The 12,219-nt window shown below is 43.0% G+C and carries 12 protein-coding genes (1 of these 12 cut by a window edge); 9 read left to right on the top strand and 3 right to left on the bottom strand.

All coding sequences use genetic code 11. The features are described 5' to 3' along the window. Positions 1-769, bottom strand: the 5' portion of a protein-coding gene (gene recX, locus CHF41_RS09785; RefSeq protein WP_119877101.1) for a recombination regulator RecX. 8 nt of this gene lie to the left of the window's left edge; the window shows 769 of its 777 coding nt (coding positions 1-769); its start codon is at positions 767-769; its stop codon lies beyond the left edge, outside the window. A 37-nt stretch (positions 770-806) separates the two neighbouring features. On the opposite strand from recX, the gene rlmD reads away from it, so the two are divergent. The 3 genes from rlmD (at position 807) to CHF41_RS09770 (ending at position 3,876) form a co-directional block, all read left to right on the top strand. Next, entirely contained in the window at positions 807-2,171 is a 1,365-nt protein-coding gene (rlmD, locus tag CHF41_RS09780) for a 23S rRNA (uracil(1939)-C(5))-methyltransferase RlmD (protein WP_119877100.1), read from the top strand. A 235-nt stretch (positions 2,172-2,406) separates the two neighbouring features. Beyond that, complete coding sequence (locus CHF41_RS09775) at positions 2,407-2,877, top strand: DUF2798 domain-containing protein (RefSeq protein WP_119877099.1); 471 nt, start codon at positions 2,407-2,409, stop codon at positions 2,875-2,877. A 267-nt stretch (positions 2,878-3,144) separates the two neighbouring features. Beyond that, complete coding sequence (locus CHF41_RS09770; protein WP_420852853.1) at positions 3,145-3,876, top strand: GntR family transcriptional regulator; 732 nt, start codon at positions 3,145-3,147, stop codon at positions 3,874-3,876. Positions 3,877-3,910: 34 nt separating this feature from the next. On the opposite strand, the gene CHF41_RS09765 is transcribed toward CHF41_RS09770, so the two are convergent. Beyond that, positions 3,911-4,621, bottom strand: a complete 711-nt coding sequence (locus CHF41_RS09765) for a GntR family transcriptional regulator (RefSeq protein WP_119877098.1) — start codon at positions 4,619-4,621, stop codon at positions 3,911-3,913. A gap of 190 nt (positions 4,622-4,811) precedes the next feature. Here CHF41_RS09765 and CHF41_RS09760 point away from each other — a divergent pair, with 190 nt between their 5' ends. The 6 genes from CHF41_RS09760 (at position 4,812) to CHF41_RS09735 (ending at position 10,449) form a co-directional block, all read left to right on the top strand. Beyond that, entirely contained in the window at positions 4,812-6,551 is a 1,740-nt protein-coding gene (locus CHF41_RS09760; protein WP_119877185.1) for a glycoside hydrolase family 35 protein, read from the top strand. A gap of 23 nt (positions 6,552-6,574) precedes the next feature. Beyond that, positions 6,575-7,060 carry a PTS sugar transporter subunit IIB gene (locus tag CHF41_RS09755; protein ID WP_119877097.1) on the top strand — a complete coding sequence of 162 codons (486 nt, stop codon included), beginning with the start codon at positions 6,575-6,577 and terminating at the stop codon, positions 7,058-7,060. A gap of 83 nt (positions 7,061-7,143) precedes the next feature. Beyond that, positions 7,144-8,055, top strand: a complete 912-nt coding sequence (locus tag CHF41_RS09750; protein ID WP_119877096.1) for a PTS mannose/fructose/sorbose/N-acetylgalactosamine transporter subunit IIC — start codon at positions 7,144-7,146, stop codon at positions 8,053-8,055. Next, positions 8,042-8,860, top strand: a complete 819-nt coding sequence (locus CHF41_RS09745) for a PTS system mannose/fructose/sorbose family transporter subunit IID (RefSeq protein WP_119877095.1) — start codon at positions 8,042-8,044, stop codon at positions 8,858-8,860. The genes CHF41_RS09750 and CHF41_RS09745 overlap by 14 nt, the downstream gene beginning before the upstream one ends. Before the next feature lie 10 nt (positions 8,861-8,870). Further along, positions 8,871-9,275, top strand: a complete 405-nt coding sequence (locus CHF41_RS09740; RefSeq protein WP_119877094.1) for a PTS sugar transporter subunit IIA — start codon at positions 8,871-8,873, stop codon at positions 9,273-9,275. A gap of 166 nt (positions 9,276-9,441) precedes the next feature. Further along, a complete protein-coding gene (locus tag CHF41_RS09735) occupies positions 9,442-10,449 on the top strand; it encodes an aldose epimerase family protein (RefSeq protein ID WP_119877093.1) in 1,008 nt (335 codons plus the stop codon). 164 nt (positions 10,450-10,613) lie between these two features. Here CHF41_RS09735 and CHF41_RS09730 read toward each other — a convergent pair whose 3' ends face one another. Beyond that, positions 10,614-11,981 carry an amino acid permease gene (locus CHF41_RS09730; protein ID WP_162911949.1) on the bottom strand — a complete coding sequence of 456 codons (1,368 nt, stop codon included), beginning with the start codon at positions 11,979-11,981 and terminating at the stop codon, positions 10,614-10,616. Positions 11,982-12,219 lie beyond the last annotated feature (238 nt).

The raw sequence follows: 12,219 nt of genomic DNA, 5'->3' as shown, positions 1-12,219 counted from the left end.
AATCGCGTACGGTACTTTTGATTTGCTGGTAGTCGTAGCCTTTGCGCATTAGGGCTTGTATTAGGCGTTGCTGCAATTCATAGCCTTCGTATTTGCGACTATATTTGCGGTATTGTTTATCCAATTCTTTTTGAATGAGTTGCTCTTCTAGTTCGTCGTCTGATTCTAACTCTAGGTTATGGACAGCGGTCTGTGCCTGGCTGTAGCTGAATCCCTTGTTGAGTAAGGATTGAAGCAGTTTATCGTGCAAGGCGCGATGTGGTAATTTGTGGGCATGTGTTTTGGCTAGTTTTTGGGCAACACGTTCGGCAATTGGAGAAAAATCGATCTTTTGAAGCTCTTCTTCGATGAGCGAAATAGGGATGCCTTTTTGGGAGAGTTTTTGTTTGAGGACTTGTGGGCCCTTGTCTCCTGATAGTTGATTTTGGTAGAGGAATGTTTCAACGTATTTCTGGTCGTTGATCCAATTATCTGCTTCTAGCTGCGTCAGTATATGGGGAATAATCGCTGGCTCGATTTCGTATTTTTCCAGATAGAGTTGGATTTCCTTGCGGGTTCGTTGTTTGAATGAAAGATGATACAGGGCGAGATTTTTACCGTAGGATAGTTGGGCAAAGGTCTTGATTTCGATTAATTCCTCAGGGGTAATCTCCTTCTCTTTACTGAGCATAAAGCGGACAATGGTATCTTCGGTAATATAAAGTTGGTCGCTGCTATCAAGTTCTAGCAGGTAGAGGCGTTTTTTCTTTTCGAGTTTTGTGATTTTCATTCTTTCATTATACACGAAATTTCGGTAAAATAGTATTATGAGTATACAAGTAAAACAACGGATTGCCTTAAAAATTAAGCGAATGGGGATCAATGGTGAGGGGATTGGCTTTTATCATAAGACATTGGTCTTTGTACCTGGAGCGCTAAAGGGAGAAGAAGTCTATTGTCAGGTGACAGCGGTCAAGCGGAATTTTGTGGAGGCGCGTTTGCTCAAGGTGAATCGTGCGTCCAAGTTTCGGGTTGAACCAGACTGCCCCTTATACGAGGCTTGTGGTGGTTGTCAAATCATGCACTTACGTTACGATCGGCAGTTAGATTTCAAGGCCGACCTGCTCCGTCAGGCCTTGAAGAAATTTCAGCCAGCCGGTTTTGAGGACTATGAACTGCGGCCGACCATTGGTATGAAAGAGCCGAGGTATTATCGGGCAAAATTGCAGTTTCAGACGCGTCTCATCAAAGGGAAGGTTCAGGCTGGTCTCTATGCGGAGCATTCTCATCGCTTAATTGCCGTTCAGGACTGTTTAGTACAAGATCAAATGACGCAAAAGGTGATTAATCAGGTCGCAGCCTTGCTCACGAAATACCGAATTCCGATTTATGATGAGCGTAGGAGTGGTGGCATTCGGACGGTCATGGTGCGACGGGCTCGGGAGACTGGGCAGATTCAGTTGATTTTTGTGACGTCTAGTCAGGTCAATCTGACGCGCTTAGTAGAAGAGCTAGTTGAGACATTTCCAGAGATTGTGACAATTGCAGTCAACTGGCATAGCAAAAAGTCGAGTGAGATTTACGGGGAGAAGACGGAAATTATCTGGGGCCAAGAGGCGATTGAGGAGTCTGTGTTGGGTTATGAGTTTGCCTTGTCTCCACGCGCATTTTACCAGTTGAATCCAGAGCAGACGGAAGTCTTATATGGTGAAGCCGTTAAGGCGCTAGATATTCAAGGGCATGAACATTTGATTGATGCTTATTGCGGGGTAGGAACTATTGGCTTTGCTTTGGCCAAGAAAGTGAAATCGCTACGTGGTATGGATATTATTCCGGAGGCCATTGAGGATGCGAAGCGCAATGCAAAAGCGTTGGGGCTGGATAATACTTATTATGAGGCGGGGCTGGCAGAGGAGATTATCCCGCGTTGGTACAAGGAAGGCTACTGGGCAGATGCTGTGATTGTCGATCCGCCACGGACGGGGCTCGATGAGCAGTTGCTGGCAACCATTGTTCGCTATCAGCCTGAAAAGATGGTCTACGTGTCTTGTAATGTATCGACCCTGGCTCGGGACTTGGTCCAGCTGGCTAAGGTCTATAAAGTCGACTACATCCAGTCGGTAGATATGTTCCCCCATACTGCAAGAACAGAGTGCGTGGTGAAATTGTCCAAACGGCAGCTTAACGAATGATTATAACAGATGAAGCAGGGCTATCAGAGTTCTGCTTTTTGCATGCTATCAACTGATGTTCCGAGTATTTCAAATGATGTAAGGTTTTTGAACCTAAAAACGTTTTCTTATGCAAATCGCTTACATGAAATTTTCAAATATGGTAGAATAAGAACCTGTATTCATAAGCCCTGAATAGAGTTGCTGAGCTGTGAATATAGGTTCTAACATGTTTAGAAAAGAAAAGGAGATAAATATGCCGAAAAATTTTAAAGAAGCTTTGTTGTTTACTACGTTGATGTGCGGTTTGATGGTCTTTGGGATGAGCTGTTGGAATCTGTTTCTTGTGGGACAGTTTTCGCTGAGCCATGTTTTGACTGGCTTTGCTCCTGCTTTTTTGGTTGCTTTTGCCTTGGATATGCTACTTGTAGGTCCTCTTGCGAAAAAGCTTGCCTTCCGTCTCTTAAGCCTGTCACCAGCCCCAGTCAAGGATTGGCAAAAAATCCTCATCATTTCAGGTACGATTGGGTTGTTTATGGTCAGCTTGATGTCCTTCTACGGCCTTATCATGAATGGTGTGCCACTTAGTTTTGGGACTTATGGACTTGCTTGGATGAGCAATGCGGTTATGGCGCTGCCCTTAAATTTCTTCGTTGCAGGACCATTAGCACGATTTTTCTTTGGTAAGTTAGTGGTGTTCTTGTATTCTAAACCAGAAGCCGTATAGGCCTTTAGTTGCTGTTACAATATTATACTCGACAAAAATCAAACTCTGATGTCGTTAACTCGCCTTGCTGAATGTCAGTTCTACCTACGGCTTCCTTGCCTAATCAGATTTTGATTTTTATAGAGTATTACTCTGGCTATAGTTGTAGTAGTTCATCAAAACGGAAAGATGATGTCAAAAAGATTAGGAGGGGTATTTTCCAACTTGCATTTAGTGGAAAAATAGCCTATACTTAAAGTGGTTATAACCGATGAAGGAGTAGAAGCCATGGCCGATATGTCTAGTACAAAACCTCTTTATCTCCAGCTAGTGGAAACGCTTGAAAAAGAAATCCATGATAGTATGGAGGCGAATGAAAAACTGCTCTCAGAAAGAGAATTGACTCAAGTGTATGGTGTCAGTCGCATTACGGTTCGTTTGGCCTTGCAAGAATTAGAAAAAAGAGGCTTGGTCTATAAAGTTCATGGTAAGGGAACGTTTGTCTCAGAGCTAGGTCATCAATCGGTTGATTTATCGATGACCTATAGTTTCACGGAGCAGATGCGCAAGGTCGGTCGCGTTCCGAAAACTCAGATTTTATCCTTTGAACGGATTCAGGCGACAGATTATGTGGCTCAGCGTTTGCAGGTGGCAATTGGGGAGCCGATTTTTGAATTGGAACGCTTGCGCCTGGCAGACGGGATTCCCATGATGCTCGAGCGGACCTACGTACCAGCGGTGATTTTTGACTCCTTGTCTCAAGAGAAGTTGCAGACAAGGCCCTTGTATGAAATTTTCGCAGAGGATTATAATCAAGTCATTCGTTTAGCAGAAGAAGAGTTTTATGCTAGTATTGCGCTTGAAAATGAAGCAAATCTTCTTAATATTCAGAATGGGGATGCTGTTTTGCACCTGATTCGTAAGACCTATAATGATAAGAATCGTATCATCGAATATACCTTTAGTATTGCGCGTGCTGACCAATTTCGCTACAAGATTAGCCATATGCGTGGAGAGTAAGGATATCATAAAAACGGAGCCGTAAGGTTCCGTTTTAATGTTTATTAGCAATAATTTCAAATTTGAAGAACTTCCAATGTTTATAGGTTTCGATGTATTCCAGAATTTCATCTGTCCCCGTTCGTTTGGTAGTTCGAATTTGCAAAATACTTGGTTCAGGAGTAGTCATATTGAGATGTTTGGCGACTTTTGCTGGACTTGGAAAGACGACTTCGTTGGTTTCAGAGTACAATTCTTCTGACATGTGGAGGTTGAAGTCCAATTTGAAGCGCTGGTATAGGGACTGGAAATGGCTGAGCGGGGCGTCAGGATCTTTGATATAGCGAGCTGGAATGTAGGATTGATGATAAAGATAGGGTGCCTCACCAGCTGAACGCACACGGATGATTTTGTAGTAATAGGAGTTTTTATCCAGTTCTAATTTTTCCAGAATACGTGGGTCATTGCCCTTTTCACATGAGAGAACTTCTACACTGTCTTTTTCAAGGGGAAAGATTTCAATATCTGAAAATTCAACAAGCTTACCTTTACGGGAGCGGGAGACAAAGGTTCCCTTTCCTTGTTGGCGAACTAGGTAGCCGTCCTTGACTAATTCGTTAACGGCACGGATAACAGTAATAGAGCTGACGTTGTAGAGTTTAGTCAGTTCGGCTTCTGTATAAAATTTATCACCATTTTCAAATTTGCCTGAGATGATTTGCTGCCGCAGATCGTTTTGTACCTGTTGGTATTTTGGGATTTTCATATTTTTCCTTTCTGTTAGTTTGGTTTCTATATCGGATTATACTTATTATACTAAATTTTTATGAAAATAGAAAATTTTTTTAAAAACAACTGGACATAACCAGTACTTTGTGTTAATATATTGATAAAGATAAGAAAACGGTTACAAGGAGGGTGTAGTGAATACTTTTCAGATTCGAGACGATTTTTATATGAATGATCAGTCTTTTAAAATCCTATCTGGTGCGATTCACTATTTTCGAGTGCATCCAGATGATTGGTATCATTCCTTGTATAATTTGAAGGCTTTAGGCTTCAATACAGTTGAAACCTACGTTCCTTGGAACTTGCATGAGCCTCAAAAAGGTGTGTTTACAACCGAAGGGATATTAGACATTGAGCGCTTCTTGACAATTGCGCAGGAACTTGGTCTCTATGCCATTGTTCGTCCGTCACCTTATATTTGTGCAGAATGGGAATGGGGCGGTCTTCCTGCCTGGCTCCTGACAGAGCAGGTGCGCGTCCGATCAGGAGATGAAGCCTATCTGCGACATGTAGATGAGTATTATGCCTTTCTCTTGCCAAAGCTCGCTAAGCACCAGTTGTCCCAAGGGGGCAATATCCTGATGTTCCAAGTTGAAAATGAGTATGGCTCTTATGGTGAGGAGAAGGAATATCTACGAGCTGTTGCTGCTCTGATGAGAAAACATGGTTTAACTGCTCCCTTGTTTACTTCAGATGGTTCTTGGAGAGCGACCTTGCGATCTGGAACCTTGGTTGATGATGATGTGTTTGTTACAGCCAATTTTGGGTCCAACGCGAAGGGGAACTTTGAGCAATTACAAGCCTTCTTTGATGAACACGGTAAAAAATGGCCGCTCATGTGTATGGAATTTTGGGATGGCTGGTTCAACCGTTGGGGCGAAGAAGTCATTCGTAGGGATCCAGATGAGTTGGCACAGGCTGTTATGGAAGTACTGGAGCTAGGAAGTGTTAATCTTTATATGTTCCATGGTGGTACAAACTTCGGCTTTATGAATGGTTGTTCAGCGCGTGGACAGATTGATTTGCCACAGATTACTTCCTATGACTACGATGCGATTTTAGATGAGGCGGGCAATCCAACCAAGAAATTTTATGCACTGCAAGCTTTGATGAAAGAACATTATCCGCAACTTGACTATGCGGAGCCTCTGATTAAGGAAGCAAAAGCCTATCCAACGGTGTCCTTGAATGATAAAGTGAGCTTGTTTGCTGCGCTAGAAAATGTAAGCGATTGCCACAAGGCTTTTTATCCAAAATCCATGGAAGAGCTTGGTCAGAATGTCGGCTATATCTACTATAAGACACAGATTGAAAAAGATAAGACAGATGGCGAATGTTTGCGGATTATCGATGCCAGAGACCGAGTTCAGGTCTTTCTAGATGGTCAAAAAATTGCGACTCAGTATCAGGAAGACATTGGAGAAGAAATTCATTTTCAGCAGGATGATACTACAGCAGAACTGAGCATTCTAGTCGAAAATATGGGTCGTGTGAATTATGGTCACAAGTTGACCGCTCCGACCCAGTTTAAGGGCCTAGGTCGAGGAGTGATTGCAGACTTGCACTTTGTCGGGCAGTGGGATATGTATCCGCTAGCGCTTGACCAGCTAGATCAGCTTGCATTCACGGAAGAATGGGAAGAAAATCAACCAGCTTTCTATCGCTACCATGTAACGATTGAGCATTGTCAAGATACCTATCTCGATATGACAGGTTTTGGTAAAGGTGTTGTCTTTGTAAATAAGGAAAATATAGGTCGTTTCTGGGAACGAGGTCCGCTTCTTTCTCTCTACATACCAAAAGGATACTTAAAGAAAGGAGAAAATGAGATTATTGTCTTTGAAACAGAAGGCAAGTATAGAGAGAATCTTCGTTTTTCACAGGAACACGTGTATAAAGATTTATAACTAAATAGTAAAAGGAGAATACTATGGCAATTATAGGAGTACGGATCGACGGACGTTTGATTCATGGACAGGTGGCAAACCTCTGGACCACAAAATTAAATGTTTCACGGATTATGGTCGTGGATAATGATGTGGTTAACAGTGATATTGAGAAAGCTGGTTTAAAACTAGCTTGTCCAGCAGGGGTGAAATTGTCTATTTTACCGGTTGAGAAAGCTGCAGCAAATATCTTAGCAGGAAAATATGATTCACAACGTCTCTTTATCGTAGCAAAAAAACCAGCCCCACTTTTGGGCTTGGTTGAGCAGGGCGTATCCATTTCAGAACTCAATGTCGGAAATATGTCCCAATCACCTGAAACTCGCTCTGTTACCCGTTCTGTAAACGTGGTAGATGAGGATATCAAGGTCTTTGATGACTTGAATGCCAAAGGCGTGAAATTGATTCATCAAATGGTGCCAGGTGACACTGCAAAAGACTTCTTACCATTACTTGATAAGGTAAGATAAACACAATTCGGTTACATTTGTCTTTGTTTCGACTTCGGAATGAGGGCATGAAACAATTATAAAAAATTTTAGGAGGTTACATCATGATTCAATGGTGGCAAATTCTTTTACTTACCTTGTACTCAGCTTATCAAATCTGTGATGAGTTGACCATCGTATCATCTGCTGGTTCACCTGTATTTGCAGGATTCATTACTGGTCTTGTTATGGGAGATTTGAAGACTGGTTTGTTTATCGGTGGTTCACTTCAATTGGTAGTGCTTGGTGTTGGTACTTTCGGTGGTGCATCTCGTATTGATGCGACATCTGGTGCGGTCTTGGCAACTGCTTTCTCAGTGGCAAAAGGGATTGACGCTGAGCTTGCAATCTCAACAATTGCGGTACCAGTAGCAGCGCTCCTTACTTATGCCGATATTCTCGGTCGTTTCTCAACTACTTACTTTGCTCACCGTGTGGACGCAGCAGTTGAACGCTTTGACTACAAAGGAATTGAACGCAACTATCTTCTAGGTGCGATTCCTTGGGCAGCTTCTCGTGCAGTTCCAGTTCTTCTTGCCCTTGCATTTGGTGGTGACTTTGTTCAAACAGTTGTTGACCTCATTAAAGAATACCAGTGGGCAGCATCTGGTTTGACACTTGCAGCTCGTATGCTTCCAGGTCTCGGATTTGCAATCTTGCTTCACTATCTTCCACTTAAACGCAATCTTCACTACCTTGGTATGGGATTTGCGATTACTGCCATGATGACAACTGTATTTGGTGGTCTTTCAACTCTTAGTGGTGCTGTTGGAACACTTGCAGGTGCTTACGATGAATCAGCAGAAGCAGCAATTGGCTTCTCATCATCAGCATTTGATAAAGGTTTACCAATGGTTGCAATCGCCGTAATCGGTATCGGTCTTGCAGTTCTTCATTATAAGAATGGCCAAAATGTGACTGTCGTTGCAGCTCCGACTAATGCAGAAAGTGGGGAAATTGAAGATGATGAAATCTAATTACAAACTGACTAAAGAAGATTTTAATCAAATTAACAAACGTAGCATGTTCACCTACCAACTTGGTTGGAACTATGAACGGATGCAGGGTTCAGGTTATCTCTATATGCTCTTGCCACAACTTCGTAAAATGTACGGAGATGGAACTCCTGAGCTAAAAGAAATGATGCAATTGCATACCCAATTCTTCAATACATCACCATTCTTCCATACCATCATCGCAGGTATCGACCTTGCCTTGGAAGAAAATGAGGGTGTTGCTTCTAAAGATGCGGTAAACGGTGTGAAAACTGGCTTGATGGGACCATTTGCTCCTATCGGAGACTCAATCTTCGGTTCTCTTGTTCCGGCGATTATGGGATCTATTGCAGCGACTCAAGCAAAAGCTAACTCTCCTATCGGTATTGCCATGTGGGTTGCTGTAGCAGTTGTCTATGATATCTTCCGTTGGAAACAGTTGGAGTTTGCGTATAAAGAAGGAACAACTCTTGTCACAACAATGCGCAGCAAATTGACTGCCCTTGTTGATGCAGCTTCTGTTCTTGGGGTCTTCATGCTTGGTGCGATGATTGCAACCATGATTAACGTCGATGTGACTTGGACACCACATATCGGTGACAAGGCAATCATGATTCAAGACATGATTAACCAAATCTTCCCACGCTTGGTACCAGCAGTGATTACAGGTGCAATCTTCTGGTTGCTAGGCCGTAAAGGTATGACTTCTACAAAAGCAATCATACTGATTATTATTGCTGCGCTTGCTCTATCAGCTCTAGGTCACTTCGCATTTGGAATGATGTAAGGTATCCTCTATGAGTAAACATTTAGTATTAGTAAGCCATGGACAATTTTGTGAGGGTTTGAAGCAAAGCACCGAAATGATTATGGGTCCACAGGACAATATTCATACTGTATCTTTGCTCCCCGCAGAAGGTCCAGAAGAATTTCAGGCAAAATTTTTAGATACGATTGAAGGATTAGACGATTTCGTTGTCTTTGCAGATTTGCTCGGTGGAACGCCTTGTAATGTGGTTAGTAAACTCATTTTAGAGGGACGCACGATTGAGCTATACGCAGGAATGAATATGCCAATGGTCATTCGTTTTATCAACGATGCCCTTCTTGGAACGACATCACGCTATGATGAAAGTACATCCGAATACATCCAGTATGTGAACGATGTACTTGCTGGCATGTCAGATGACGAAGATGAATAGACTTTAAGTATCCTCAGGAGCAGGCAGAAATGCCAGCTCCTGTTTGAGTTTTGAGAGTGTTGCTTTAATCATAGAAAATTGTGTATTATTAAGAACCAGTATCCATAAGCCCTAAATAGAGTTGCTGAGCTGTGAATACAGGTTTCAACTACTGAAAGGAGAAATCATGATTGAAATTAGTCCATTTGGAAGTGAAAGGGCAAGGAAGTATCATCTGGTCAACGCAGCTGGGATGCAGGTGAGTTTGACCAATTTTGGGGCGCGGATTGTGGAGATACTAGTGCCTGTGGGGGAAAAGGGTGGTCTGCGCAATCTGACCATGGCTGCGTCATCAGATGACGAATACCTGGCCAAGGACAGCTATCCCGGGGCAACCATTGTACCTGTTGCAGGTCGTATTTCAAAAGCGCAGGCAGAGATTAAAGGCAAGGTATATCACTTTACAGAAAATGAACCAGGTCGCACCTTGCACGGTGGGGTGAATACAGCTAATGAACAGTATTGGGAAGCCGAAGTAAATGAGGCGACAAATAGCGTTTGCTTTACGATTGAGCTTTCTGATGGCTACAATGGATTTCCGGGAAATGTGCGTATCAGGGCTTGCTATCGCTTGACAGAGGAGAATGCGCTTGAGATTTCTTATACAGCCCAATCGGATAAGGATACGATTTTTAATCCGACTAACCATGTTTATTTCAATCTAACAGGTGATGTTACTCAAGACATTGCAGATCACCAAGTGCGGATTGCTGCGGACAGCTATGCGCCACTCGGTGAGGACAATCTACCACTTGGCAGGCTAGATCCTGTTGATGGAACGCCTTTTGACTTCCGAAAAGGAGGGACATTTGCTCAAGGCTTCACCTTGGAACACCCGCAAAATGCCTTGGTCAAGGGCTATGATCATCCTTGGGTCTTGGATAGGGTGAAAGAAGCGGTAGCAGTCGTCAGTCCAGATGAAAAAATTCGTGTGGCGGTTGAGACCAATCAGCCTGCGGTGGTGATTTATACCTACAATTTCCCAAGTGAGGATATGGCAGCCTTTCACGGTGCTTTTAGCTTGGAATGTCAAGGTCTACCCAATGCCTGTAATGTAGAAGGATTCGGATCGATTTTACTCGAAAAAGACCAGTTATTTGAACATGTGACGACCTACAAGTTTACATGGTTCTAGTCTTTCATTTTTATCTATTACATCGTTAACGCGTCTTACTTAACTTTAGTTATGCTTGCGACACGTTGCCTAGTACTAAATCAAAACGAACAAGGGGAGAGTTCAAATGTTGAAAATCTTCCTTTGTTCGTTTTGATATTTATTTTCTGATAAAAGCCTTTTGACTATCTAAATTTATAAAGGCTATAGCTACCAAAGGCGATAATCCAAATGGTGGAGCCGATTGCTCCCCAAAGGGTTGCTTCTTGGAGGAACAAGGTCGCAAAGACAAAGAGGAAAAAGCAGATGGTAAGGGGATTCAAGATACGATAGGCGGGCATTAAGTAGCCGTTTGCCATGAAGTCTTGAGACTTGCGATAGTTAAGATGTGCCAGCATAACCAAGACATAAATAGCAATGTAGACGCCTGATGAAGAAGCAGTAATCAGGGTAAAGGCATCCGATACATCAGGAAGGACACTGATTGCAGCGGCAAGTGCGATGACCACTGCAGAGGCGATAATGGCATTTTGTGGAACGTTTTGCCGTGATAGGGTGTTGATCTTGAATTTCTTGAGCAAGGCATTTGGTGCATCATGCGCAAGCTGGTAGAGGTGTCGTCCAGTAGAATACAGGGTCGAATTGAGGGCAGAGGCAGCAGAAGTCAGGACGACAAAGTTAATCAAGCCGGCGGCCCATTTAATCCCTGCTAATTCAAACACCGTTACAAAGGGAGAGCCAGCTGTTGCTAAGTTCCTCCAAGGGATAATCGCCATGATGGCAAGTAGGGCCCCACCATAGAAAAAGACGATGCGGACAGGGATTTCCTTAATGGCTTTTGGTAGTACTTTGCGAGGATTTTCCGTTTCAGCAGTTGTTACACCGATAAATTCCATCATCAGATAGGCAAAGAAGACCATTTGAAAGGCGACGATAAAGTTTAGTGGTCCATTTGGAAAGAGACTGAATCCGTCGCTGATATTGGTCAAACTGGCAAGACCAGTCGGTGTTTCAAATCCTGTCAAGACCATGAAAATGGCGGTCGCAATTAGAGCTAAAATAGCGATGATTTTAATCATGGCAAACCAGAACTCGACCTCTCCGAAGATGCGGACGGCAATCAAGTTGACCATGCCTAAAATGACAAGAAAGACCAATTGGATAATCCAAGCAGGCCACATTGGAAACCAGAATTGGACGTATTCTGCGACAGCAGTAATTTCTGCCATGCCGATAAAGACGACCGAGAGCCAGTAGGACCAGCCGGCAAAGTAGCCCCAGCCCTTTCCCACATAGTGGGTGATAAAGTTGATAAAGGTGTGCTGGTCGGGATCGCGGTAGAGCATCTCGCCGATTGCCCGCATCATCAGGTACATGAAGCCGCCTGTCATCATATAGATAAAGATGATTGAAGGACCAGTCAGACTGATAGAGCGCCCAGCGCCTAGGAATAATCCTGTTCCGATTGTTCCTGCAATGGCCATGATTTGGACATGGCGGTTTTGTAGACTCCTTTCCATTTTGTTGGTTGAATGATGGTGTTTCTCACTCATTGTATCTTCCTCTCCTTTAGCTTATTGTACGAATTTTCTAATTTTATCATAATTTTTCCCATTTGTAATCTTTTGAGCACTTATCATCAGTATTTTTAGTGAAAAAGGACAACATAAGTAATCGGTTGATTACCAATCATTTCTAAAACCTTTGATTAAAGCAAGGTAGGAAAGCGTTTTTTACCTGAAAACATCTCTTTCACTCTCCCTTTTCCTTTTAGAATGTGCTATAATGGGA

This window comes from Streptococcus respiraculi (genome assembly GCF_003595525.1).
GTDB lineage: Bacteria > Bacillota > Bacilli > Lactobacillales > Streptococcaceae > Streptococcus > Streptococcus respiraculi.
This window is presented reverse-complemented; position numbering and strand designations above follow the sequence as displayed.